General features: G+C 68.8%; 25 protein-coding genes, 1 tRNA gene and 1 pseudogene. 11 read left to right on the top strand and 16 right to left on the bottom strand.

Going from position 1 to position 24,823, the window contains the following annotated elements; genetic code table 11:
* Positions 1–9: 9 nt before the first annotated feature.
* From RH90_RS05200 to RH90_RS05185, 4 genes are all read right to left on the bottom strand, one after another.
* On the bottom strand, positions 10–1,128 hold the full coding sequence (locus tag RH90_RS05200) for an NAD(P)/FAD-dependent oxidoreductase (protein ID WP_010184308.1): 1,119 nt from the start codon (positions 1,126–1,128) through the stop codon (positions 10–12).
* Positions 1,107–1,793: a methyltransferase domain-containing protein gene (locus RH90_RS05195; RefSeq protein WP_029625055.1), complete on the bottom strand. Its 687-nt coding sequence runs from the start codon at positions 1,791–1,793 to the stop codon at positions 1,107–1,109. Before RH90_RS05195 ends, RH90_RS05200 begins: the two co-directional genes overlap by 22 nt.
* Positions 1,790–2,863, bottom strand: a complete 1,074-nt coding sequence (locus tag RH90_RS05190; RefSeq protein WP_010184306.1) for a type III polyketide synthase — start codon at positions 2,861–2,863, stop codon at positions 1,790–1,792. Before RH90_RS05190 ends, RH90_RS05195 begins: the two co-directional genes overlap by 4 nt.
* Positions 2,864–3,023: 160 nt before the next feature.
* Positions 3,024–3,110 (bottom strand) — tRNA-Leu (locus tag RH90_RS05185).
* Between the two features lie 111 nt (positions 3,111–3,221).
* Here RH90_RS05185 and RH90_RS05180 point away from each other — a divergent pair.
* Positions 3,222–4,598, top strand: coding sequence for an MATE family efflux transporter (locus RH90_RS05180; protein ID WP_010184304.1), 1,377 nt, complete (start codon positions 3,222–3,224; stop codon positions 4,596–4,598).
* On the opposite strand, the gene RH90_RS05175 is transcribed toward RH90_RS05180, so the two are convergent.
* Positions 4,570–5,280, bottom strand: a complete 711-nt coding sequence (locus tag RH90_RS05175) for an MJ0042-type zinc finger domain-containing protein (protein ID WP_010184303.1) — start codon at positions 5,278–5,280, stop codon at positions 4,570–4,572. The two genes, RH90_RS05180 and RH90_RS05175, sit on opposite strands and share 29 nt — an antisense overlap.
* A 163-nt stretch (positions 5,281–5,443) precedes the next feature.
* Here RH90_RS05175 and ftsE point away from each other — a divergent pair, with 163 nt between their 5' ends.
* The 4 genes from ftsE to RH90_RS05155 are packed head-to-tail and all read left to right on the top strand — an operon-like array spanning position 5,444 to position 8,281.
* Positions 5,444–6,151: a cell division ATP-binding protein FtsE gene (ftsE, locus tag RH90_RS05170; protein ID WP_010184301.1), complete on the top strand. Its 708-nt coding sequence runs from the start codon at positions 5,444–5,446 to the stop codon at positions 6,149–6,151.
* On the top strand, positions 6,148–7,041 hold the full coding sequence (locus RH90_RS05165; RefSeq protein ID WP_010184300.1) for a cell division protein FtsX: 894 nt from the start codon (positions 6,148–6,150) through the stop codon (positions 7,039–7,041). The genes ftsE and RH90_RS05165 overlap by 4 nt, the downstream gene beginning before the upstream one ends.
* Entirely contained in the window at positions 7,038–7,574 is a 537-nt protein-coding gene (locus tag RH90_RS05160; protein WP_010184298.1) for a YdcF family protein, read from the top strand. Before RH90_RS05165 ends, RH90_RS05160 begins: the two co-directional genes overlap by 4 nt.
* Complete coding sequence (locus RH90_RS05155; protein WP_010184296.1) at positions 7,571–8,281, top strand: lysophospholipid acyltransferase family protein; 711 nt, start codon at positions 7,571–7,573, stop codon at positions 8,279–8,281. The genes RH90_RS05160 and RH90_RS05155 overlap by 4 nt, the downstream gene beginning before the upstream one ends.
* 114 nt (positions 8,282–8,395) lie before the next feature.
* Here the strand turns inward: RH90_RS05155 and RH90_RS05150 are convergent, their stop codons facing one another.
* The gene (locus RH90_RS05150; RefSeq protein ID WP_029625054.1) at positions 8,396–9,304 is read right to left on the bottom strand and encodes a prephenate/arogenate dehydrogenase family protein; all 909 of its coding nucleotides are present in this window, start codon (positions 9,302–9,304) and stop codon (positions 8,396–8,398) included.
* Between the two features lie 96 nt (positions 9,305–9,400).
* Here RH90_RS05150 and RH90_RS05145 point away from each other — a divergent pair, with 96 nt between their 5' ends.
* From RH90_RS05145 to RH90_RS05125, 5 genes and pseudogenes are all read left to right on the top strand, one after another.
* The gene (locus RH90_RS05145) at positions 9,401–10,969 is read left to right on the top strand and encodes an NAD(P)/FAD-dependent oxidoreductase (protein ID WP_010184293.1); all 1,569 of its coding nucleotides are present in this window, start codon (positions 9,401–9,403) and stop codon (positions 10,967–10,969) included.
* 27 nt (positions 10,970–10,996) lie between these two features.
* On the top strand, positions 10,997–12,130 hold the full coding sequence (gene metX, locus RH90_RS05140; protein ID WP_010184292.1) for a homoserine O-acetyltransferase MetX: 1,134 nt from the start codon (positions 10,997–10,999) through the stop codon (positions 12,128–12,130).
* A pseudogene (locus tag RH90_RS05135) lies at positions 12,127–12,324 on the top strand (GNAT family N-acetyltransferase); the annotation flags it as partial. The gene metX and the pseudogene RH90_RS05135, both read left to right, overlap by 4 nt.
* 14 nt (positions 12,325–12,338) lie before the next feature.
* Positions 12,339–12,935, top strand: a complete 597-nt coding sequence (metW, locus tag RH90_RS05130) for a methionine biosynthesis protein MetW (RefSeq protein ID WP_010184290.1) — start codon at positions 12,339–12,341, stop codon at positions 12,933–12,935.
* 64 nt (positions 12,936–12,999) lie between these two features.
* On the top strand, positions 13,000–13,386 hold the full coding sequence (locus tag RH90_RS05125) for a response regulator (protein WP_037493132.1): 387 nt from the start codon (positions 13,000–13,002) through the stop codon (positions 13,384–13,386).
* A 37-nt stretch (positions 13,387–13,423) separates the two neighbouring features.
* Here RH90_RS05125 and RH90_RS05120 read toward each other — a convergent pair whose 3' ends face one another.
* The 6 genes from RH90_RS05120 to RH90_RS05095 all read right to left on the bottom strand — a co-directional run bounded on the left by RH90_RS05120 (position 13,424) and on the right by RH90_RS05095 (position 19,359).
* Positions 13,424–14,947 carry a PAS domain-containing protein gene (locus RH90_RS05120; RefSeq protein WP_010184288.1) on the bottom strand — a complete coding sequence of 508 codons (1,524 nt, stop codon included), beginning with the start codon at positions 14,945–14,947 and terminating at the stop codon, positions 13,424–13,426.
* Positions 14,948–14,980: 33 nt separating this feature from the next.
* Complete coding sequence (ssb, locus tag RH90_RS05115) at positions 14,981–15,538, bottom strand: single-stranded DNA-binding protein (RefSeq protein ID WP_010184287.1); 558 nt, start codon at positions 15,536–15,538, stop codon at positions 14,981–14,983.
* A 28-nt stretch (positions 15,539–15,566) separates the two neighbouring features.
* Entirely contained in the window at positions 15,567–17,429 is a 1,863-nt protein-coding gene (gene feoB / locus RH90_RS05110; protein ID WP_010184286.1) for a ferrous iron transporter B, read from the bottom strand.
* 1 nt (position 17,430) lies between these two features.
* On the bottom strand, positions 17,431–17,697 hold the full coding sequence (locus RH90_RS05105; protein ID WP_086011216.1) for a FeoA family protein: 267 nt from the start codon (positions 17,695–17,697) through the stop codon (positions 17,431–17,433).
* 78 nt (positions 17,698–17,775) lie between these two features.
* A complete protein-coding gene (locus RH90_RS05100; protein ID WP_010184284.1) occupies positions 17,776–18,456 on the bottom strand; it encodes a COQ9 family protein in 681 nt (226 codons plus the stop codon).
* A gap of 9 nt (positions 18,457–18,465) precedes the next feature.
* Complete coding sequence (locus tag RH90_RS05095) at positions 18,466–19,359, bottom strand: DMT family transporter (protein ID WP_010184283.1); 894 nt, start codon at positions 19,357–19,359, stop codon at positions 18,466–18,468.
* A gap of 50 nt (positions 19,360–19,409) precedes the next feature.
* Between RH90_RS05095 and RH90_RS05090 the strand changes: the two genes are divergently transcribed.
* Positions 19,410–20,498 (top strand): alkene reductase, encoded by a 1,089-nt coding sequence (locus RH90_RS05090; RefSeq protein WP_010184282.1) that lies wholly within the window; start codon positions 19,410–19,412, stop codon positions 20,496–20,498.
* Positions 20,499–20,558: 60 nt separating this feature from the next.
* On the opposite strand, the gene RH90_RS05085 is transcribed toward RH90_RS05090, so the two are convergent.
* From RH90_RS05085 to RH90_RS05070, 4 genes are all read right to left on the bottom strand, one after another.
* Positions 20,559–21,341, bottom strand: a complete 783-nt coding sequence (locus RH90_RS05085) for a TIGR02186 family protein (RefSeq protein ID WP_010184280.1) — start codon at positions 21,339–21,341, stop codon at positions 20,559–20,561.
* Positions 21,338–22,252 carry a sulfite exporter TauE/SafE family protein gene (locus tag RH90_RS05080; RefSeq protein WP_010184278.1) on the bottom strand — a complete coding sequence of 305 codons (915 nt, stop codon included), beginning with the start codon at positions 22,250–22,252 and terminating at the stop codon, positions 21,338–21,340. The genes RH90_RS05085 and RH90_RS05080 overlap by 4 nt, the downstream gene beginning before the upstream one ends.
* Before the next feature lie 48 nt (positions 22,253–22,300).
* Positions 22,301–23,083 carry a hypothetical protein gene (locus RH90_RS05075; RefSeq protein WP_232280303.1) on the bottom strand — a complete coding sequence of 261 codons (783 nt, stop codon included), beginning with the start codon at positions 23,081–23,083 and terminating at the stop codon, positions 22,301–22,303.
* A gap of 308 nt (positions 23,084–23,391) precedes the next feature.
* A complete protein-coding gene (locus RH90_RS05070; protein WP_010184276.1) occupies positions 23,392–24,792 on the bottom strand; it encodes a glycosyl transferase family protein in 1,401 nt (466 codons plus the stop codon).
* Between the last annotated feature and the right edge of the window lie 31 nt (positions 24,793–24,823).

The following is a 24,823-nucleotide window of genomic DNA, read 5'->3' as shown; positions in this document are numbered from 1 at the left end:
ATTTTCCAATTAGCGAGGCGTCCGGTCAAGCCGGGAATGGCCGATCCGGGTCAAGGATGCGATAATCTCGATCAGCCCCGGCACCTGCCGCAACAGCGGAAGCGCGAACCCGGTGAGGATCGGGCGCTCGGCGGCATCGCGGACCAGTCCGGCAAGGCGAATCGGTCGGGCGGTCGCACGTGCGAACCCCTGCTGAAAGCCGGGCGCCGCCGCTGCACCGCCTCCTAGATAGGCATGGCCTGCGCGAATGCCACTGGCGATCGCGATCCCCATGCCTTCGCCGGCGAGCGACGGGATGACGCCAGCCTGGTCGCCGAGCCGGAACAGCCCGGGCGCGCCGTGCAAAGCGCGCCAGCCATAGGGCACGTTGGCGATCGCATCGATCGACTCGCCGCCGCGGCGATAGGCGAAGCGCTCGCCGAGGCGCGGATGGTCGCGCCCGAGCTGGTCGAGCAAGGCGGCGGGGCTGCCGGCTTCGAGCAACGCCGAGCGGTGGACCGCGAGGCAGCAATTGGCGCTGCCGTCCTCCTGCCGGACGATCCCGACATAGCCGCGATCGAACAGATGCAGCTCGATCGACTCGCCGATCAGCGCATCGAGTCCCGGCGCCGCGGCGATGCGGACGCGCAGGCCGAGCACGGGATCGCTGCCGCGCGCGTCGGCGGGGCGCGCCGCACCGCGCACGTCATGCTTGCCGCTGGCGAGGAACAGCGTGTCGGCCGCGAGATCCGCGCCATCGTCGAGTCGTGCGGTAAGGCCGTCGATCGCCCGCACCGTCACGCCGCGCTCGACCGCCGCGCCCGCCGCGACGGCATGCTCGAGCAGGACGGTGTCGAGCAGACGCCGCGACACGCCGTGCGCGGGGCGCGGCAGGCGAGTCTCGACGGTGCGCTCGCCCGCGAGAACGCGCACCATGGTCACCCGCGCCGGGCCGAGCGCGGCGGGCGCGACGCCGAGCCGCCCGAGCGATTCGAGCGTGCGCCAGCTGAGGAAGCCGCCGCAGATCGCATCGCCCGTCTCGCGGCTCCGCTCGACCAGCAGGTGCGGCGCGCCGGCGCGCGCGAGCACGATCGCGGCGCTCGCTCCCGCCGGCCCGCCGCCGAGGATCAGCGCAGCTGTTCGACGCATAACCGAAACGGGAAGGCGCGATAGACGCGACCGGAAACGCCGGCTTCGGCGAGGATCGGGGCCCATTCGTTCGGGCGATACGAGCGCGCGATCGACAGCGTGCCGTCGTGCCGGACGATCGGATGCCAGCGCGCGAGCGTCGCGAGCAGCGGGAAGCCGCGATAGGCGAAGCCGTGGCGGTGGAGATCGTTGACCAGCCAGCCGCGCGCGCTCTCGCGTGCCATGAAGCGCAGGAAGGCGATCAGCTGGCCATGCTCCATATGGTGCGCGACGAGGCTCGACACGACGAAATCCCAGCCTTGCCCGGCGAGATCGGCATAATCGCCGGTGACATAGCGGATCGGCAGATCGGCGGGCGTGTGCGCGGCGGCGGCGCGCTCGCTGCGCGGGTTGAGATCGACCCCGACGAGCTCGGTGTCGATCCCGCGCCGCGCTGCCCAACGCGCGATTCGCCGCAGCATATCCCCGTCGCCGAAGCCGACGTCGAGCAGCTTGAAGCGCCGCATGCCCACCGTCCCCCGGCGCAGGAAATCGAGCGTCGGCCGCGCCGCCAGCGTCACGCCATTGACCTTGGCGAGATCGCCGACGACCGCGGCATAGGTCTCGGGCGCGAGATCGTCGGCGTCCATCAACTCTTCGGCGATGGCGCGCTGTTCGAGCATCACGCGGCGCTCCGGAAGCCGAAGCCCTCGGCAGCGAGGCCGGGGCCGAACGCCAGCGCGACACCCTCGCGAACCGGTGGCCCAGCGAGCAGGCGGGCGAGCACGAACATCAACGTCGCCGACGACATGTTGCCGTTCTCGGCGAGCACGCCGCGCGATGCCGTCAACGCATCGCCGGGCAAGGCAAAGCTGGTCTCGACCGCGTCGAGGATCGAGCGCCCCCCGGCATGGACCGCCCAGCCGTCGATTTCGGTCGGCGCGCGGCCGCCCGTAGCGGCGGCGGCGAACACCGGATCGCTCAAGCCCGCCGCGATCCGCGCCGGGACCTCGCCCGACAGGTGCATCGCAAAGCCCTGATCGGTGATGTCCCAGCGAATCAGCTCGGCCGAATCGGGGAGCGTCGTCGCGAAGGGCTGGCCGAGCGCAAGGCCGGCCGGCTCCGCGGTGATCAGCGCCGCCGCCGCGCCATCGCCGAATTGCAGCATCGCGAGCAACGGCTCGAGCGCGGGCGTATCCTGCAGATGCAGCGTCGAGAGTTCGACGCACAGGACGAGCACGCGCGCTTGCGGGTCGGAACGGACGATATGGCGCGCGCTGCGCACCGCAGCGACCGCGGCATAGCAGCCCATGAAGCCGACGAGCAGCCGCTCGACCGAGGGATCGAGCCCGAGCCGCGCGGCGACGATCTGGTCGATTCCGGGCGCGACGAAGCCGGTGCAGCTCGCGACGACGAGGTGGGTGATCCCGTCGAGCGCGACCTGCGCGCGCAACGCGTCGATCGCGGCGAGGCTCAAAGCGGGCGCGAATCGCGCGTAGAGCTGCATCCGCTCGGCCGTGCCGGGGAGCAGATCGCGCGCGTAGAACCCGCCGGGATCGACCGGCGACCCGCCGTCGTCGCCGATCGGCAGTACCGACCAGCGATGCCCGATCGCGGCGCGCGCCGCCATGCGATCGAACACGCGGGCGGCGCGCGCATCGGGCAAACGCGTGCGCGCCCATGCGATGAAGGCGTCATGGATGTCATGATCCGGAACGGCGGTGCCGATCGCGGCGATATGGGCGGTGCTAGGCAAGCGGGACTTTCACAGACCGGCGGTACATCCGGTTTCGAAAGACAACGCTACGCCAGCCGCTACGATCCGCAAGGGGACACAGAAACCGCGACCGCGCCGCACGCGGATCGACCGCCACGGCACGGTGTCCCGTGCGTGGCAGCGAATTCCAGATGAAAAGTGGTGCGGCCGAGAAGACTCGAACTTCCACGGGCTTTCGCCCACAACGACCTCAACGTTGCGCGTCTACCAGTTCCGCCACGGCCGCACGTAACATCACCGGGCGAGCCCGGCAGCTGGTAGGCGAGCGCCACTAGCAAAGCCTTTCGGGGAGCGCAACGCCTATCGCGCACCGATCAATCGCCGTACCAGCCTTGGCATGAACGCGCGGCACAGCTCCATCCTCGCGGAAACGCGCCGCATCCTCGCGCTCGCCTGGCCGGTGATGCTGACCAGCCTCAACTGGACGCTGCTGAGCGTCACCGACATTATCGTCGTCGGGTTGACCGGGACCGATCAGGTCGCGGCGTTCGGGGCGAGTCGCGCGCTGACCTTCGTCACCATCGTCGCGGGCCTGGCGTGGCTGTCGGGGATATTGGTGGCGGTGTCGCGCGCCGAGGGGGCGGGGGAGCCGCTGCGGACCGGCGACACCTTTCGCGCGGCGTTGCTGCTCGCGGCGGTGCTCGGGACGGTCGGCGCGATCGGATTCGGGCTGTTCGCCGCGCCGCTGCTCGCCGCGATCGGCGTCGCCCCGCCGCTCGTCGCGCCGGCGGCAGCGGTGGTGCGGGTGATGGCGCTCGCTTATCCCGCGCAGATGATCCTGATCGCGGCGAGCTTCTTTCTGGAAGGGCTCGCGCGACCGCGGCGGGTGATGGTGGTCAACCTTGCGACCGTCCCGCTCAACGCGCTGCTCGCCTGGGCGCTGTCAGGGGGGCATGCCGGGCTGCCGATGCTGGGTGCGGTGGGCGCAGCGACGGCGACCGCGATCGTGTCGCTGATCGGCGCGGTCGCGATGCTGGCAATGGCGTGGACGATCGAGTCGGCCGCAGCGCGCGGGATTCGCCGCGTCGGCCCCGCCTCGTGGGCGCGTGCGGTGCCAGAGGCGGTGGCGCTCGCGCGCTTCGGGGTGATCCCGGCGATCGCCTCTGGGCTCGAGCTCGCGGGCTTCTCGGTCCTGATCGCGCTGTCGACCGATTTCGGCGCGGTCACCGCGCACGGTTTCCAGATCGTCTTTTCGCTCCATAACCTCACCTTCGGCGCGGCGGCGGGGCTCGCGTCGGCGGCGGGCGTACGCGTGGGCAATGCGGTGGGCGAGGAGGTCGTCGGCGCGGGTGTTCCGGGCGCAGCGCGGCAGCGCACCTTCATCGCGACCGGGCTGACCGCGGCGCTGACCGGGCTGCTGGCGCTGGCGTTGTTCGTCGCGCGCGGACCGATCGTCGCCGCCTTCCCGGCCGCACCGGGAGTCCACGGCGTCGCGCTCGCGCTGCTACCGGTATGGACGCCCTTCATTCTGTTCGACGGGGTGCAGCTCGTCTTCGTCTATGCGCTGCGCTCGCTTGGCGACCAGATCTTCGCAGGGTTCAACAGCATTCTTGCCTATTTCATCATCACCGGCGGGACGGCGTGGCTGTTGGTCGGTGCGGGCATGGGGCCGGTCGGGCTGATCTATGCGGCGGGCGCGGGGATGGTCACTGCGACGCTGCTGCACGGGGGCCGCTTCCTGTGGGTCAGCGCGGCGGCTCGCCGGAAAAGCTGAGCACCAATTCCTTGGCGTTGACCGGAACGTCGAGCTTGGCGCTGTTGAAGTCGAGCTTGCCGCGCGGCGCGAGCGTATTGGCCTCGGGCCGGATCATCCAGCTGAACACGATCCGGCGTTGCGCATCGCGCAGGTCGGCGCGGATGTCGGGGACGGGCTGCGGCGAATCGGTCGGGTTGAGCACGGTGCCGCTCACCGCGAAGATCTCGTTGCCGTTGAAGACGTGCTGGTCGATCGGCTTGCTGACGATCTTGAGCGGGGTGCCGGCATTGCGCTGGAACAGGTCGCTCGCGAGGCCTGGGGCACCCGAATAGACGATCCCGCCGAAGGCCGCGATCATCACGACGCCAGCGGCGAGTGCGGCGATCGTCCAGCGCTTGGCCGGATTGCGGCGCGCGCGGAACGGCGGCGCGTGCGCGAAGGCGTCATAGCCGGATTGGCTCGGCGCTGCAGCCTCGGTGGGCGCGGCATGCTCGACCGGGGGCGGCGCGTCGGGAATGGGCGGCGATACCGCGGCCTCGGTCGCCGAAGCGTCGTCGCGATCGAGCGTCTCGTCGGCGGTGACGCCCTCCTGGAACCAGCTATGCTTGCAGCTGGCGCAGCGCACAGTGCGTCCATCGGGCCCGATCGCGCTGTCGGGTACGAGGTAACGCGTGTGGCACTCGGTACATTCGAGGATCATGATACGGCTTTGGCCCCGTTGCCGCCCGCTGGCAACGTGTCTCGAAATCTACGCCTTTGCGCAGAGACCCGCAAGGGCCGCGATGCGTCCGCGCTTGTCGCAGCGTGGCGGATCGTGCGATGCAGCACAGGGGCATAGATCAGAAGCGAGCAACACCCGCCACATGGCGAATATCGTCCAGTTCGAGAATGTGGGGCTGCGCTACGGCACCAGCGAGGAGACGTTGACCGATGTCAGCTTCACCCTGTCGAGCGGCGCGTTCTATTTCCTGACCGGCGCGTCGGGGGCGGGCAAGACCTCGCTGCTGCGGCTGCTCTATCTCGCGCAGCGCCCGACGCGCGGCAATATCCGGCTGTTCGGCGAGGATGCGGTGACGCTGCCGCGTGCGCGCCTCCCGGGCTTTCGCCGGCGGATCGGCGTGGTGTTCCAGGATTTCCGGCTCGTTCCGCATCTCTCGGCATTCGACAATATCGCGCTGCCGTTGCGCGTCTCGGGCGTGCCCGAAAGCGACGTCGCGGCGCCGGTGCGCGAAATGCTCGACTGGGTGGGCCTCAGCGACCGGGTCGATGCCAAGCCGCTGACGCTGTCGGGCGGCGAGCAGCAGCGCGTCGCGATCGCGCGCGCGGTGATCGGCCGGCCCGAAATGCTCGTCGCCGACGAGCCGACCGGCAACGTCGATCCCGACATGGCCGAGCGGCTGCTCCACCTGTTCGATTCGCTCAACCGGCTCGGGACGACGGTGGTGGTGGCGACGCACGATTTCCACCTGCTCGGGCGGATCCAGAACGCGCACATGATGCGGCTCGACAAGGGCCGCCTGCTCGATCCGACCGGCTCGCTGCGCTTCCCGCCGCCGGCGAACGGCGAATGAATCTGGCGCTGCTCGCCTCGACCGCCGACCGGCGGCTGCTCGACGAAAGCCGCGGCACGCGCGCGATGACGTGGGTGATGGCGATCATGCTGTTTCTTACCGTCCTGGCCGCAGCGCTTGGTCTTGGCACGCTGGGGGCCGCGACGCTGCTCGATCGCCAATTGGCGGGGCGGTTGACGGTGCAGATCGTCGAACCGGTCGAAACCCAGCGGCTCGACCAGGCGGCGCGGGCGCTCGCGGCGCTCAGGACGATGCCAGACGTCACGCGCGCGACTGCGGTCGACCATGCCAAGCTCGCGACGCTGTTGCGGCCATGGCTCGGCAGCGACGCGGCCGATCCCGACCTGCCGATTCCGGCGATGATCGATGTCGATCTGGGCGGGGCCGGCGCGGGCGCGGTTGCGCGCGTCACCGCTGCGGTGCGTCGCGTCGCGCCGTCGGCGCGGATCGACCGGCACGAGAGCTGGATGTCGCCGGTGCGCGACTTCATGGCGATGGTCACCTGGCTTGCCGGCGGGCTCGTCCTGTTGATGGCGGCGGCGACCGCGGCGGTGGTGATCCTCGCGGCGCGCGCAGGGCTCGAGACGCATCGCGCGACGATCGAAGTGCTCCACATGCTGGGGTCGACCGACGTCCAGGTCGCACGGCTGTTCCAGCGGCGGATCGCGCTCGACACGTTGCTCGGCGGGTTGCTCGGCACCGTATGCGCGTTTGCAATGGTCGGCGTGATCGGATGGCAGCTCTCGGCGCTCGGCTCGGACCTGCTTGCCGGGCTGACGCTCGGCGCGCGCGACTGGATCCTGCTCGCTGGCTTGCCGATCGCCTTCGCGCTGCTCGCGACCTTCGCCGCGCGCCAGGCGGTGCTCGGCACGCTCGGCAAATATCTATGATCCTTCGCATCCTCGCCGTGCTGGCGCTGCTCTACGGGATCGGCTTCGCGATCTTCCTCAAGACGATCCCCGCGCCGCTCGACGGCCCGAGGACCGACGCGATCGTCGTGCTGACCGGCGGGGCCGGGCGGATCGACCGCGGGCTTGCCTTGCTCAAGGCGCATGCCGGGCAGCGCATGCTGATCAGCGGCGTCGCGCCCGAGGTGACGCCGGGCGAACTGGCGCACGAATATCGCGTCAGCCCGGCGCTGTTCCATTGCTGCATCGATCTCGGTCATGAGGCGGTCGATACGCGCTCGAACGCCGACGAGACCGCCGATTGGGTGCGCGACCACCGGTACAAATCGGTCCGGCTGGTGACGTCGGACTGGCATCTCGCGCGCGCCAAGCTCGAATTGGTCAATGCGCTCGACGGCGATGCCAGCGTGATCGGCGACGGGGTGCAGAGCAGCCCGCGCTATGCCGTGCTGATCGGCGAATATAACAAATTGCTGGTGCGGCGCGCGGCGTTGCTGATCGGGACCGCCAAATGACCGCGCTGCGCAACCTGCTGTTCAAGCTGCTGTTCTACGGCGGATCGGTGCCGATCGTGCTGACCACGCCGATCTCGGCGCTGATCGGCTGGCCCGCACTCGTCGCGCACACGCATTTCTGGACGCGCTGGCACGGCTGGACGACGCGCCATATCCTCGGGATCGATCAGCGGATCGAGGGCGGGCGCTTCGGCGACATGGCGTTCGGCGGCGCGCCGGTGCTCTACGCCGCCAAGCACCAGTCGATGTACGAGACGCTCGAGCTCGGGCGGATGCTGCGCAACCCCGCGATCGTGATGAAGCAGGAGCTGACCGACATTCCGGTGTGGGGCTGGGCGGCGAAGCGCTATGGCGTCATCGTCGTCGATCGCGAGGCGTCGGCTGGCGCTTTGCGGCGAATGCTGCGCGATGCGCGCGCCGCCTTGGCGGCGAAGCGCTCGATCCTGATCTTCCCTGAGGGCACGCGCGTTTCGCCGGGCGAGCAGCCCGAGCTGCGCGCGGGGTTCGCCGGCCTGTATCAGATGCTCAAGATTCCCGTGGTGCCGGTGGCGATCGACAGCGGGCTGGTGTGGCCGAAGCATGGGCCCAAGGTGCCGGGCACGGTGACCTTCCGTTTCGGCGATCCGATCCCGCCGGGGCTGCCGCGCGAAGAAGCCGAGCGGCGGGTGCATGCTGCGATCAACGCGCTGGATACGCCGCGCGGCTAACGAAAATCGCCCGTCATCCCCGCGTAAGCGGGGATCCCGCTGCCTGGCCCGCGCTGAGTAGAAGAAGCGGGACCCTCGCTTTCGCGAGGGTGACGGCGGGGGTATTCCGAATGGCTATTCGTGCGTCCGCCCGAAATCCGGCGCCGGGTCGTCCTGCCCCTGTTCGATGATCCCGCGCCGCACCGCGCGCGTCTTGGTGAACAGCTCGAACAGCTCGTCGCCCTTGCCCCAGCGGATCGCGCGCTGGAGCGCCGAAAGATCCTCCGAGAAACGCTGGAGCATATCGAGCACCGCCTCGCGATTGGCGAGGAACACGTCGCGCCACATCGTCGGGTCCGACGCGGCGATGCGCGTGAAATCGCGGAAGCCGCCCGCCGAATATTTGATCACTTCGGACTGCGTGACCTCTTCCATGTCCGACGCGGTGCCGACGATCGTATAGGCGATGAGATGCGGCAGATGGCTGGTGATCGCGAGCACGCGGTCGTGATGGTCGGGCGCCATCGTCTCGATCTCGGCGCCGAGGCGCCGCCAGAATTCGGCGACGCGCTCGACCGCGAGCGTGTCGGTGCCCTCGGGCGGCGTCAGGATGCACCAGCGCTTGTGGAACAGCGTCGCGAAGCCCGCTTCGGGGCCGCTGCGCTCGGTTCCGGCGACGGGGTGCGCGGGCACGATCGTCGCGTCGGGCAGCGCTGCTGTCAGCGCCCGGACGACTTCAGCCTTGCAGCTCCCGACATCGCTGACCACGGCTTCGGGAGGAAGATCGGCGGCGAAATCGCTCGCGGCGGCTTCCATCGCGCCGACGGGCACGCACAGGATGACGAGGTCGGCGTCGATCACCGCCGCCCCGCTGCTGCTCGCGACATCGTCGAACATGTCGAGCCGCTCGGCGGTCGCGCGCACGTCGGGATCGGCGTCGTAGCCGGTCAGCGCGACGCTCGGCATCGCGGCGCGCGTGGCGCGCGCGATCGAGGATCCGATCAGGCCGATCCCGATGATGGTGACGCGGGCGAAAGGCAGCATGGCGCGCCGCATGGCGGATCGCTGGCGTCATGGCAAGGTTTGCGCCTCTGGCGTTGTCGCGCGTCCCTGCTAGGAAAGCCCAAGTGGGAGACGGGAATGCGGGGTGGCGAAACGGTCTGGCATGCGCTGGAAGACGCGCGACAGGCGAACCTGAGCGAAGCGGGCATCGCTCCGCCGGTGCCAGGCGATACCGGACAGACGCGCCGCGCGGTGTTGCTGGCGCTGGGCGCGAGCGGAGTCGCGGCGGCACTGCCGCGGCCCGCCTTTGCGGCGCCGGGTGGTGGCCCGGTGGCGATCATCGGCGGCGGGATCGCCGGGCTGACGGCGTTGTGGCACCTGACGCAGGCCGGGATCGACGCGCAGCTCTATGAGGCGCGTACGCGGCTCGGCGGGCGGATGTACACCGCGCACGAACCCGGCAAGCCGACGGTCGAGGCGGGCGGGCAGCTCGTCAACACCGACCATGCCGACATGCACACCCTCACGCGCGAATTCGGACTTGCGCTGCTCGACCGCAAGGGCGCGCCGCATCGCACCGTCATCCTGAGCGACGGCAAGGAAGTGCCCGAGGGCAAGCTCGCGGCCGCCTTGCGCGGAATCGCCGGGCAGATCGATGCCGATTCGGTCCGGCTCGACCAGAATTACGCCAAGGTCGCGCTCGAGCTCGATGCGATGAGCTTCACCTCCTATCTCGACAAGCACGCCGCGCTGATGCCCGATCCATGGGTGCGCCGCCTGATGGAGGCGACCGCGCGCACCGAATATGGCGTCGAGCCGGGCCAGGCCTCGGCGATCGAGCTGATCTTCAACCTGCCGTCGATCTCGGGGCGGCGGATCGACGTGCTCAGCCGCAGCGACGAACGCTATCTGATCGAGGGCGGCAGCAGCGCGCTGATCGCAGCGATGGCGGCGCGGCTCACCGGGCGGATCACCACCAACCGTCGCGTGACGCGGGTCGATCCGTTCGGGCCCGGCGTGCGGCTGGTTTTTTCGGACGGCAAGACCGTCGATGCCGCCAACGTCATCGTCACGACGCCCGCTTCGGTCACGCGGAAGATCGATTTCCGCATCCCGCTGCCGCCGCTGTGGACGCGCTTCATCGCCGAGGTCGGGCTCGGCGTGAACATGAAGGTCCAGGCCGGGATGAGCGCGCGGCCGTGGGACAAGGTGATGGGCCGCGGCGGCGAGATCTGGCAGACCAATCCGCGCGGTGGCGTCGCGAGTGGCTGGGACGGCAGCGTGCGCGGGCGTGGTGCTAGCGGCGACGTGTGGACCTGGTTCCTCGGCGGCGCCGAAGTCGCCGCGGCCGATACGCCCGAACCCGCGGCGCTCGCCAAGCGCTTTGCAGCGCAGGCCGAAGCGGGCCTGCCGGGCATCACTGCCGCGACGAGCGCGTTCGCGCGGCGCAGCAACTGGCATCGTGACCCCATGTCGATGGGGGCCTATGTCAATTTCCGCCCCGGGCAGCTGACGCGCTTCGGCCGGCTGATCTGGACCGAAGTCGACGGCATGGCGAAGGCGCCGGTCGCGTCGGGCCCTGTACTCTTCGCTGGCGAACATCTCTCCGACGCCTATCCCGGTTACATGAACGGCAGCGCGCAGACCGGGCGGCTGGCGGCGCAGACGATCATCGCCGGGCGCGCGCATGCGCGCCGCTTGAGTTGAGCCCTGCGCAGGCCTAACCGCAGGCAAATGAGCGACGATCCGCGTTTCGGGCTAGCCCGCCATGTCAGCCTGCCCGGGCCGCTCCGGCTCGATGGCGGCGTGCTGCTCTCGCCGGTCGAGATCGCCTACGAGACCTATGGCAGCCTCAACGCCGACGCCAGCAACGCGATCCTGCTGTGCCACGCGCTGACCGGTGACCAGCATGTCGCCTCGGCGCATCCGGTGACGGGCAAGCCCGGCTGGTGGGTGCGGATGGTCGGGCCGGGCAAGCCGATCGATCCGGCGCGGCACTTCATCGTCTGCGCCAATGTGCTGGGGAGTTGCATGGGCTCGTCGGGCCCGGCGACGGTCAATCCGGCGACCGGCGCGCCCTGGGGAATGGCGTTCCCCGTCATCACGATCCGCGACATGGTGCGTGCGCAGGCGATGCTGCTCGATCATCTCGGCATCGAGACGCTGCAAGCCGTCGTCGGCGGCTCAATGGGCGGGATGCAGGCGCTGAGCTGGCCCGCGACCTTCCCCGAGCGTGTCCGCGCCGCGGTGGTGATCGCCTCGACCGCGCGTCATACCGCGCAGAACATCGCCTTCCACGAAGTCGGGCGCCAGGCGGTGATGGCCGACCCGAAATGGCGCGGCGGCGCCTATTACGAAGCCGGCGATCCGCCTGCGGCGGGGCTCGCGGTCGCGCGGATGGCGGCGCATATCACCTATCTGTCGGAGGCGGGGCTGACCGAAAAATTCGGCCGCCGACTTCAGGCGCGCCCCGACCGGCCCGATGGCGCGATCAGCTTCGGCTTCGACGCCGATTTCCAGATCGAAAGCTATCTGCGCCACCAGGGGATCAGCTTCGTCGATCGCTTCGACGCCAATTCCTACCTCTATATCACGCGCGCGATGGATTATTTCGATCTCGCGGGGGAACATGGCGGGCAGCTCGCCACGGCCTTCCGCGCGGCCAGGGCGCGCTTCTGCCTCGTCAGCTTCGATACCGACTGGCTGTATCCCACCGCCGAATCGCGCGCGATCGTCCATGCGCTCAACGCCGCCGGGGCGCCCGTCAGCTTCGTCGAGCTGTCGAGCCCGTTCGGGCACGACGCCTTCCTGCTCGACGCGCCCGAGATGAACCGTGTCGTCAACGGCTTCCTGAGGGCGGGCGAATGATCACGCTGTCCGCCGACCCAGCCCTGTTCGACGGGCCGCGAATCCACGCCTGGCTCGCTTCGAGCTATTGCTCGCCCGGTATCGCCCGCCCCCTGGTCGAGCGCGCGCTCGGCGGTTCGCACTGCCTCGGTGCCTACAGGGGCGGCACCCAGATCGGCTTTGCCCGCGCGATCACCGATCGCGCGACCTTCGCCGCGGCGCGGCGCGCATGACCGCGCTGCGCCCCGATCTCGCGATCATCGCCGAGCATGTCGCGCCCGGCAGCCGGATCCTCGACGTCGGCTGCGGCGATGGCGCGCTGATGGCGGCGCTCCGCGACACCAAGCGGGTCGATGCGCGCGGGCTCGAGCTCGATTCGGGCAATGTCGCCGCGGCGGTGTCGCGTGGGCTGTCAGTGATCCAGGGCGATGCCGATCTGGATCTCGCCGATTATCCGCAGGCGAGTTTCGATTATGCGATCCTCAGCCAGACGCTGCAGACCGCCAAACGTCCCGACGTCGTGCTCGACCATCTGCTCCGTGTCGGCCGCCAGGCGTTCGTGTCGTTCCCGAATTTCGCGCATTGGCGCGTGCGGCTGTCGCTGTTGCTCGGCGGGCGGATGCCGGTGACGCGGCTGCTGCCCGAGCGCTGGTACGACACGCCCAACATTCACCATGTCACGATTGACGATTTCCGCAGCTTCGTGCGCGAGCGCGGGATCATCGTCGAGGGTGCCTGGTTCCTGTCGGGGGATCAGCGCACGATCACCGCAGCGGCCAATGTGCTGGCCGAGCACGCTGTGTTTCTCCTGAGGAAGACAACTTAAATCAGGAACTAAAGCGTTGGACGCGGGGTTCGTAGGTTTCGTCACCCTGAAGGTTACCCTGTTCATGTCCGCTACCGCCCTCATTGTCGAAGACGAGATTTTCGTTGCACTCGACCTCGAGCGGATCCTGATGGATGCAGGGTACGCCGTCAAAGCGATCGCGGCGGATCGCACCGGCGCGCTCGACGCGGCTGCCGATTGCAGCTTTGCGTTGGTCGACATCAATTTGCGCGACGGCGCGACCGGTCCCGACCTGGCGCGAACGCTTGCGCGCGATTATGGCGTCAAGGTGATCTTCGTGACCGCCAACCCGGGACAGATCGCGCATCCGAGCGGCGCGGTCGGCTATGTCCGCAAGCCGTTCCGCGCCGATGCGATTCTCGCCGCGGCGGCAGCCGCCACGGTTGGGTCCGAAACAGTCGAGCATGTGGATTTCGTACCGCTCGCCTGATCTTTCCCGATGGGGACCGGCGCTGCTGGGATGATCGTCAAACCCGGCTGAGCGAACGTTCGGGAAGCATGATTTCGACCTCGAGCCCAGTGCTTTCCCAGCGCTGCGCTACAGTGCCAGCGAGTTGACGAACGGCGCTCAGTTCAATCAACTGCGATCCAAAACCCGTCTTTTCTGGCGGCGCAACGATCGGGCCGCCGCTTTCGCGCCATTCGATTATCACGCGGTCGCCAGCGCGGCGGCTGTGCACCCGGATCGTGCCGTCATCATTGTACAACGCGCCATATTTGGTCGCATTGGTCGCAAGCTCATGGAATAGCAACGCGAGCGGCGTCGCCGACCGGTCATCGATCACGATGTCGTCGCCGGTCACCAAGATGCGCGGCGCGATGCGCGACTGATAGGGCTCGAACAGTTCGGTAAGCAGCCCTTGGAGGCTCGTTTGTTCGGCCGCCGGGCGCGATTGCGCGCTGTGCGGCCGGACGAAATCATGGGCGCGTCCAAGCGCGATGACCCGCGCGCGTAAATCGTCGGCGACATTGGCAAAGCCCGGATGCGCGCGTGCGGAAAAGCCGATCAGGCCGGAAATCACCGCGAAAATATTCTTGATGCGGTGGCTCAGCTCTTGCGCGACGACTTCGCGCTCTTCGCGTACGAGCTTGCCCTCGTGAATGTCGGTGCAGGTGCCGAACCAGCGGACGATCGCGCCATTGGCGTCGTAGATCGGCAGGGCGCGGCCGAGCGTCCAGCGGTATTCGCCATCGTAGCGGCGCAGGCGATATTCGATCTGATATGGCTCGCCGGTGGCAAGCGAGCGCTGCCACACCGCCCAGGCGCGCTCCTGGTCCTCGGGATGGAACACGCCGTTCCACCCCTCGCCATCGGTCGATCCCGCCGGAACGCCGGTAAATTCGTACCAGCGCGCATTGTAATAATCGTGGAAGCCGTCGGGCTGGGTTGACCAGACCATTTGCGGCATCGTGTCCGCGAGCGTGCGGAAACGGCCTTCGCTGTCGCCGATCGCGGCGCGCGAGGCGGCCGCCGAGCGGCTGTCGCCCAGTCGCCGCAGCACGTCGGCGGCGAGCACCGCAAGGCCCTGGCGCTGCAGCGGGGTGAGCCCCGCGCGCGGGACGGTATCGATCACGCACAGCGACCCGAGCGGGATGCCGTCCTCGCGCACCAGCGGCACACCGGCGTAGAAGCGGATGCCGAGCCCCTCGGTGACGAGCGGATTGTCGGCGAAGCGCGGATCGCGCGTCGCGTCGGGAACGACCATGATGGTGTCCTCGAGCATGGCATGCGCGCAGAACGAGGTTTCGCGCGGCGTTTCCGACAGATCGAGCCCGGTGCGCGACAGGAAGGTCTGCCGCTCGGCCTCGACGATACTGACCAGGCTGACGGGCACGCCGCACAGCGCCGCGGCGAAATCCGTGATCCGGCGCAGCGCTGCGTCGTCGCGCAGCGTTTCGATATCGTGTTCCGCGATCGCGTCGGCGCGCGCGCCTTCGTCGATCCGCCAGCCGGGGCGAGCCTCAGCGGGCGGTGCGGGAGTCTCTGTCATATCCAAGCGTTAACGCGGTACGGCGCCGCGGGTTCAGAACGGCACATCATCGTCGAGATCATCGGCGAATCCGCCGCGCTGGCCGCCGCCGCCGGCCGGGGCGCCGCCACGCGCCGCGCCACCACCGCTGCGCTGGCCGCCGCCATAGCCGCCACCGCCGCCGCCACCGAAATCGTCATTCCCGCCGAAATCGTCGCGCGGACCGCCGCCGCCACCGCCGCCGCCACCCGCACCGGGCGCACCGTCGAGCATCGTCAGCACGCCGTTGAAGCCCTGCAGCACGATCTCGGTCGAATATTTGTCGTTGCCGCTGGCGTCCTGCCATTTGCGCGTTTTCAGCGCGCCCTCGATATAGACTTTCGACCCCTTGCGCAGATAGCGTTCGGCGACGCCGCCCAGCGCTTCGTTGAAGATCGCGACCGAATGCCATTCGGTCTGTTCCTTGCGCTCGCCGGTGTTCTTGTCCTTCCACGTCTCCGACGTGGCGATCCGCAGGTTGACCACCTTGCCGCCATTCTGGAACGACTTGCTCTCGGGATCGCGCCCGAGATTCCCGATGATGATCACCTTGTTGACGCTGCCGCCCGCCATATCCCTAATCCCGCTGCTGTGGGGCCCGCTAGAGCCCGAATCCGATCGCGGCCCAATAGACCGCTCCTGCAGCGATGTAAGCGAGCGCGAACAAATAGCCAACCATGAAGGCGGGCCACTTCCATCCGTTGGTCTCGCGCCGGGTCACCGCGATCGTCGAAATGCACTGCGGCGCGAACACGAACCACATCAGGAAAGCGAGCGCGGTGGGCAAACTCCAGCGTGTGTGGAGCGTTTGCGCCATTTTGGATTCATCTGCGTCGCCGGCGGTGTCGATCGCATAGACGGTACCGAGTGCTGCCACCGCGACCTCGCGCGCCGCCATCGCCGGGATCAACGCGAGCACGATGTCGCGATTGAAACCGATCGGGCGGAAGGCGGGTTCGATCCCGTTGGCGATCCGTCCGGCGACCGAATAATTGACCGGCGACACCGGGCTGCCCTCGGGCGGCTTGGGGAAGCTCAGCAACGCCCACAGCACGATCGTGGTGAAGGCGATCGTCGTGCCGGCACGCTTGAGGAAGATCTCCGCACGGCTCCACAGCCCGATCGCGAGATCGCGCAGCCGCGGCAGCTGATATTTCGGCATCTCCATCATGAAGCCCGACGAGGCGCCCTTGGTCACCGTCCGGCGCAGCACGAAGGCGACGACGAACGCGCCGACCACGCCCATGATGTAGAGCCCGAGCATCACCAGCCCTTGCAGCCCGACGAACGGCAGTACCTTGGTGTCGGGGATCAGCGCGCCGATCACCAGCGTATAGACGGGGAGCCGCGCCGAGCAGGTCATCAGCGGCGCGACGAGGATCGTGGTCAGCCGGTCCTTCTCGTCCTCGATCGTCCGCGTCGACATGATGCCGGGCACCGCGCAGGCGAAGCTCGACAGGAGCGGGATGAAGGCACGCCCCGACAGCCCGACGCTCGCCATCATCCGGTCCATCAGGAAAGCGGCGCGGACCATGTAGCCGCTCGCCTCGAGCACGAGGATGAAGAAGAACATGATCAGGATCTGCGGCAGGAACTTCACCACTGCCCCGACGCCGGCGATGATCCCGTCGGTGATCAGCGAGCGCAGCACCGAATCGGGCATCGCCTGCTTGACCAGCCCGGCGATCCAATCGAACACGCCGGCGATCGCGTCGGCCGGCGCGGCGCCTGCGAAGAACACCGCCTGGAACATCACGAACAGGATGGCGAACAGCAGCACCAGCCCGAACACCGGATGCAGCGCGACCGCATCGAGCGCATTGCCCCAGCGCCGCGCCGGGGCTTCCTCGACCGTCGCCGCTTGCGCGATCTTCCGCGCGCGGCGCTGCAGCGTGACGATGTCCTCGCCGATCGCATGGTTGCTCGGGCGCAGCCGGATCGCGGCGTCCGCATCGACGATCCCGCCGAGCAGGATCTTCAATTCGTCGAGCCCCCGCCGCCGCACCGCGACGGTCGGTACGACCGGAACGCCGAGTTCGGCCGCGAGCTTCAACGGATCGAGCGTCAGCCCGTCGCGCTCGGCGAGATCGAACATGTTGAGCGCGACCACCACCGGCAGTCCGAGCGCGATCAGCTGGAGCGTGAAGCGAAGATGGTTGTCGAGGTTCGACGCGTCGACCACGACCACCAGCGCGTCGGGCAACCGCTCGCCCGCCTGCGTGCCGGTGACGAAGTCGCGCGTTACGCGCTCGTCGGGGCTCGACGGGTCGAGGCTATAGGCGCCGGGAAGATCGACGAGATCGACGATCCGCCCGTCGGGGAGCGTCAATTTGCCCGAATGGCGCTCGACCGTGACGCCGGGATAATTGCCGACCTTCTGCCGGGCGCCGGTCAGCGCGTTGAACAGCGCGCTCTTGCCGGCATTGGGATTGCCGACCAGCGCCACCAGCGGCGCAGCGGTCATGTTACTGCGTGACGGGCGAGACGAGGATCGCGCCGGCAACCGCCCGGCGAAGCGCGACGGTCATGCGGCCGATGCGGCACGCGATCGGCCCTTTGCCGAGGCTTGCGCGATGAAGCACTTCGACCCCGACGCCTTCGTCGAAGCCGAGTTCGCGCAGACGGCGCGCCTCGGGCGTCGACAGATGCGTCCAGTCGATCGCCGCGACCGTTGCCTGGCGGCGCTGCGGCAGCGATTCGAGGCTGAACGACTCAGAGGATGAAGGCTTCATGCTGCGCAAGATATCCATCTGCGAGCGATTATCAATAACAACGGGGCAACGCCAGCTTTAATTGCGACGCACTCGCAATCAGACCGCGGGGTAGCGCAGCCGGCCGATGAACCGCGACAGGCTCGGGCGAAGCTCGGACTTGGTGACGAGCTTGGCCTTGGCGGTCTCGAACCGCAGGATCCCCTCGATCCGCCGCGCGAGGAAGGCGCGCGTGTCGGCATACCCATCGCTCTGGTCGTCGAGAAAGACCGTGACGGTCGCGGCATAGACGCCGGCGAGGATCGCGCGCTTGGTATAGTGATTATAGTCGGTCGCGGTATCGCCGGCGGCGCGCCACATCACATCCGCCGCGTGCCAGCCGAGCTTGACCCCGCGCACGGCATTCTGCGGCAGCGCAAGGATGGCGAGCGCGCGGCGCAGCGCTTCGCGGTCGGGCGCCGTTTCGGCGAGCCGCGCTTCGACCAGCGCGGTGATCTTCTCGCGGATCTTCATCCTGCCGAGGTGTTCGGGCGAAACGCGAACCAGCATGTCGGCGTCGATATGCGCGAACCACGCCGCAATCATGTCGACCGCGCCGCCCGGAAAGGCGAGCCGCGCGACGTCGCGATCGACGCCAGCGCCATCGGCCGCCATGTCGCGCGCCGCGTCGCCCCAACCGTCGAAGCCCGCATTGCTCGCGATGGCGGGGGCGAGTGCGGCACGGATTTCGTCGAGCGTCGCGTCGGCGAGCGAAGCTGCGGGGGCGAGCGAGTCTGTCATGCCTGCTATCTAGGCGCGTGGACGCCGACTGACCAGTACGAGCGCGATCGCAACGAGCACCGCGCCGACCAGATCGGCCACGCCCAGTCGCTCGCCATAGACGATCCAGCCGATCGTCCCGGCGACCACCGGCTGCGTCAGCAGACCAAGCCCCACCGTCAGCGGCGGCAAGCGGCCGAGCGCATAGATCATCATGCCCTGGCCGATGATCTGGCTGACCAGGGCAAGGCCGATCAGCGGGCTCCAGTCGGTCGGCAGGATCTTCTCGCCCATCACCACCGCGAAGGCGAGCAACGGCAGCACGCTGGCGAGCGTCGACAGCGCGAGCGCGGGGAGCGGCGCCATCGTCGCGCGGGCGCGCGCCATCAGGATGAAATAGCCGGTATAGAGGATGCCGGCGGTCAGGCAGAGCAGATCGCCCGCGAGATGGCGCGGGTCGAGCTGGTACGACCGCCCCATCAACAGCCCCGCGCCGATCGTCGCGAGCCCAAGCGCTACGCCCTGCAGCCGCGTCGGCCAGGCGCGCGCGACGAGGAAGCCGTAGAGCGGGAACATCAACGTCGCCGAATTGCCGAACAGCGTCGCATTGGCGAGCGTGGTGCGCAGAATGCCGAGGTGCCAGCTGCCGAGATCGGCGGCGAAACACAGCCCGCCCAGCGCGATCATCCCCCATAGCGCGCGCGGCACTTCGCGTGGCCGCCAACCCGTCGCCAAGGCCGCTCCGGCCAGGATCGGCGCGGCGAGCGTGATCCGCCAGAACGCCGAGGCGATCGGCCCGGTATCGGCGAGTCGCACGAACCACGGCCCGAAGGCGAGCGCGGCATTCGCGACGATCAGCGCGAGCAGCGGTAGAAGCGTCGTTTCGTCGGCGACAGTTTTTCTTTTTGGCGGGGCCACGTGCATGCCGCCCCCTAGCTTCCTATCTGTGGCGCGTCTCAGCAAAAGGACTCTGCATGCCAAGTCTGTTCGATCCCATCCAGCTCGGCGCGATCCACGCCCCGAATCGCATCCTGATGGCGCCGCTGACGCGCGGCCGCGCTACCAAGGCGCATGTGCCGACCGAGATGATGGCCGAATATTATACGCAGCGCGCGAGCGCGGGCCTGATCATCTCGGAAGCGACCGGGATTAGCCGCGAAGGTCTCGGCTGGCCGTTCGCACCGGGCCTGTGGACCGACGAGCAGATCGAGCATTGGAAGCCCGTCACCGATTCGGTCCATGCCGCGGGCGGCCGGATCGTCGTTCAGATGTGGCATATGGGCCGTCAGGTGCATTCCTCGGTAATCGGCGGCCAGCCGGTGTCGTCGTCGGCAACCGCGACCGCAGGCCAGGCGCATACATACGAGGGCAAGCAGGATTTCGAAACCGCGCGCCCGCTCGAACTCGACGAAATTCCGCGTCTGCTCGCTGATTATGAGCTCGCGACCAAGAACGCGCTCCGCGCCGGTTTCGACGGCGTCCAGATCCACGGTGCGAATGGTTATCTGATCGACCAGTTTCTGCGCGACAATGCTAACTTTCGCGACGACATCTATGGTGGCTCGATCGAGAATCGCATCCGCCTGATGCGCGAAGTGACCGAGCGCGTGGCGAGCGTCGCGGGTGCCGACCGCACCTCGATCCGCCTGTCGCCCAATGGCGATTCGCAAGGCGTCGACGACAGTAACCCCAAGGCGCTGTTCGTCGCTGCGGCCAAGGCGCTCGACGAGATCGGCATCGCCTTTCTCGAACTGCGCGAGCCCGGCCCCGACGGCACCTTCGGGCGCACCGACGTGCCCAAGCTGTCGCCCGAGATCCGCGAGGTCTTCTCCAACCCGTTGGTGCTCAATTCGGACTATCGCAGCGTCGAAGAGGCGCAGGCGGCAATCGATTCGGGCGTTGCCGATGCGATCGCGTTCGGCCGCACTTTCATCGGCAATCCCGACCTGCCCGAGCGGCTGCGCACCGGGGCGCCGCTCGCCGCGGACAACCCCAAGACGTGGTACAGCCAGGGCGCCGAGGGCTATATCGACTATCCGGCGCTCCAAACCGCGGACGCCTGAAGCTGACGCACGCCGCCGCCCCGATGCGATCGGGGCGGCGGTTGCCGCTTTCGCGCAGACTCAGAAGCGGCGCGCGATGACTCCGGCGCCCCAGCCGAACAGCACCGACAGCGCCACCGCGACCAGCCCATACAGTACCGATCGCCGCTCCGCCGAGCGCGCGACGAAGCGCTCGAAGCCCGATTTGCGGATTTCGATATCGCGCGTCGCCGCCGCTAGCACGCGCCCGTCGCGGATCAGGAAGGTCTCTGCGGTAAAGCGCCCGACCGGCACGCGCGCCGGGATCGTGACACGCGCGCGATAAAGTACGCCGTCGGTGATCTCCACCGCGCCCGGCGCTTCAAGATAGAGGCCGGTGCGCGTCTTCAATTCGACCAGCCCGCGCGCGAAGCGGTCCTGCTCGGTCAGCGGCGCGCTCGAAGCGGGCGACAGCTGCAGGCTCGACAGGCCGAGCTCGTAGATCGCGCGGGTCCGCGCATCGAGCATCCGCGCGATCGGCTTCGACGAGGCAATCGCATAGAAGCTCGGCGCCGAGCGATAGCGCAGCCGGCTGGCATTGACCCAGATCAGCCCGCCGAGCTTCTGCTTCTCGCGCACCAGGATCGACTGGACCGGCCCCTTGACCACGACCACGATGTCGGTCGGCTTGTCGTCGTCGGGCAGCCGCCCGCCCGGATACAGGATCGCGCCGAACAGCAGCAGGTTCGCGCCGGTAAAGCTGTACTGGATCTCGATGTCGCGCTGCGACACGTCGGGGACGAGCACCGGTTTGGCCGCGGGTCGCGGTGCCGATTGCGCCATCAGCAGCGGCGCGGCGGCGACCGCGAGCCAGCCGCGCCTCACGAAAGCTCGACCGAATAGATCTCGTCGGGGCGCCAGCCGAGCCCGAGCGCGATCCGCCCCGCAACGAGCAAAACGATCACCGCGAGCGCGAGCCGCAGATATTCGGGCTTCACCCGCGCCGCGAAGCGCGCGCCGATCTGCGCGCCGGCGACCGAGCCGAGCAGCAGCAAGGCGGCGAGCACGATGTCGACTGCCTTGGTCGTCGTCGCATGCACCATCGTCGCCATCGCGGTGACGAACAGCGTCTGGAACAGCGACGTGCCGACCACCACTTGCGTCGTCATGCCGAGCAGATAGAGCATCGCCGGCACCAGGATGAATCCGCCGCCGACACCGAGCAGGATCGTCAGGATGCCCACGCCGAAGCCGAGCAGCAGCGGGGCGAAGGGCGAGATGTAAAGCCCCGAGCGATAGAAGCGCGTCCGCATCGGCAGCGACGCGACCAGCGGATGGTGGCGGCGCTTGCGCGGCTTGGGCGCCTCGCCGCTGCGCAGCCGGCGGATCGCACCCCACGATTCGGTCGCCATCATACCGCCGATCGAGCCGAGCAGCAGGACATAGACGATCGCGATCACCGTATCGATCTGCCCGCTCGCCTGGAGCAGGCGGAAGATCCAGCCGCCGAACACCGCGCCGACCAGACCGCCCGCGACGAGGAAACCGCCCATCTTGAAATCGACGCCCTTGCGCCGAACGTGCGCGAACACCCCCGACACGCTCGCGCCCGTCACCTGACTTGCCGCAGAAGCGGCCGCGACCGTCGGTGGAATGCCATAGACGATCAGCAGCGGCGTGGTGAGGAAGCCGCCGCCCACGCCGAACATCCCCGACAACAGCCCGACGCCGCCGCCGAGCAGCACGATCACGAGCGCGTTGACCGAAAGATTGGCGATGGGCAGGTAGATGTCCATTGCCCGCCAGCGTTAGCCGCTCAGGGAGCGTGCGCAAAGCACGGCGTTTCAGAAATCGCTGCCAACTGTCAGCGCGGGACCCGATCCCGGATAGGCATTCCCCGCAAGGCGCTCGCGCCAGTCGAGCGCGAACCGCACCGATTGTTTGCCGAGGGGAATTGCAAGGCCGAGCGATGGCCCGAGATCGAGCCGCGTGGCGCCGCGCTGCGCGCCACCCCACACGCCCGCGCCGAGGTCGACGTGCACCTGGCCGAGGCGCGCGACCGGATGTGTGATCCGCGTCGCGCCATCGACATAGGGTTCGGTCGCCGCACGGCGGATGACGCCCAGCTGCGCATAGCATTCCGCGCGCAGCCGGTGTCCGATCGCGATTGGCCCGAAACCGCCGATGACGCCGACCCCGGGACCGCCCTGTCCGTCGGATAAAGCGAGGCGCTGTTCGGCGACAAGCCGTAGCGGGAGCCGAGTCGGCTGCCATTCGATCCCGAGCGACGCCTCGCGCAGCCCGCCACCGAGCGGCGTCGTCACACGACCGACGAGCGCGAGCCGCCGCCCGGGATCGAGCGCGTAGACCAAGCGCGCGCCGGCCTGGGATCCGCCGAGCTGTCCACCGAGCGCGCCTGGGGCGAGCGCCGCTCCGCCGCGTGCCACCATCCAGGCGCTGCCCGACCAGCGCGACGCCGCCGGTATCGGGGGTGGCAGCGCCGGAACGACCATCGCCGATCGCGCGACGGGGGCTTGGTTCGCCGGTACCGCTACCGGATTTGGCGCGGCGCCGTGCTCCGCGAAGGCCGCGTCGACGCGGGGTGCCGCTTCGGGTGGCAGCGACACGGCCACGCGATGGATGAAAGCGCGCTTGGGTCGCCGCGCGAGGGTACTCGGCACGCGTACCGGTGGGCGCGCGGTGGGGGGCAGGAGGGATGGCGGCGGCGACGGTCGCGGCCTCACCGCAGTCGGCCGTGGCGGCTCCCCGGCCTTTGCCACGGCGTCGCTCGCTCCAGACCGTGCCAGAGCGGGCGTGATCGCCTGTCCGTCTGCCGCCGCCTTCGGCGCGGGCCACAGCATCGCGACCCGCAAGGTGACCCAGACGACGGCGATAACGAACAGGAACCGCAAGGGCCTTCCGCGCCCCGCGATGCTCATCGTTCGGGCTCGGGGGCGGAATCGCGAGCGCCGGGAAAAACATGGCGCGTCTTGTCCCATTGCAAGGCCGCGCCGCGCAGCGAGCGGACATACGCCGTCATCGCGCGGCGCCCGGCCAACAATGCGACGTAATTGCTGACCAGTGCGCGCGGCAGCGACCACAGCGCTTCGCGCCAGCCATACGCCGCTCCCGTGGCGGCGGCGCGACACGTCAACCGCCAGGCGAGCAGCACGCCATTCACGCGCAGCAGCCGCACCGTCGCGTCGGACGGCGGCGCAGCCGCCCGCCCGGCAAGCGCATGCACCAGTAAAGAAGCGCCCCAGGCGACCAGCGCGCTATAGGCGACGAACAGCACCAGCACGGCGAGCGGCGCGCGCCGGTCGCGCATCCGCATCCAATGATCGCGCCAGTCGAGCGTGCGGCTCCAGCCGATCCGGTCCCAGCCGGCGAGCGCGATCCCGGTCATCCAGCGCGCCTTCTGCCGCACCGCAGTCGGCACCGTCGCCGGGAAATAGGCGCGCACCGCGACCAGATCGCCGCCGACCCGTTCGCGCACCCGCGCCAGCACGCCGCGCCCGCCGAGCATCGCAATGTGGAGGCCGAGCTCGTAATCCTCGACGATCGAGCCGGCGTCGAACGGTTCCCCGCCGCGCGCCGTGGCGATCCGCCCGAGCATGGCGCGTTCGATCGCGCACCCGACTCCGGCGAGCGGCAGCCCGGCGCCAAGCGCCTGCCGCACGATCATCTGCCGGCTGTGCGCGTCGGCAAATTCGTCGGCATAATGTCCAGATACCAGCGGCGCACCGCGATCGACCAGCGGCAGCACCGGGAGCTGGACCACGGCATAGCGTCCGATCAGCGCATCGAAGACACGCAATTCACCCGGATGGACGAAATCCTCGGCATCGTGCAGCACCACCGCGGCGACGGTGATCCCATCGCGCGCTTCGTCGCGTGCGAGCGCGCGCCACACTGCATTGAGACACCCGGCCTTGGTCGTCGGTCCGTCGGAGGGCCCGATGACGAGCCGCACGCGGCAATCGCCCACGGCGACCGCGGCGACCGCGTCGATCGTCGCGCGATCATTGGGATAGGTGCCGACATAGAGGCGATAATCGTCATGGTCGAAGCGGGCGAGCGCACTGCGCAGCATCGCGCCGATCACGGCCGACTCGTCCCACGCCGCGACGAATACCGCGATGGGTCGCATTGGCCGATGCCGATAGGCGTCGAGCGTGCGCGGCACACGCTGCCGTTCGCGCCGCAGCGTGACCCAAAGCCAGGTCAGGTCGATCGCCAGTTCGTCGCATCCGCCGATGAGGAAGCCGATCGCCGCGAACACCATGGTTTCGCGCGCGACTGCGTCGACCGCAGCGATGACCCATCCCGCCCCCACGCCCGGTCCCCCTGACGACCCAACCCGAAAC

The organism is Sphingomonas sp. PAMC 26605 (genome assembly GCF_000241485.1).
Lineage (GTDB): Bacteria > Pseudomonadota > Alphaproteobacteria > Sphingomonadales > Sphingomonadaceae > Sphingomonas.
The sequence above is the reverse complement of the archived record's forward strand: the minus strand, read 5'-3'. Positions and strand labels throughout refer to the sequence as shown.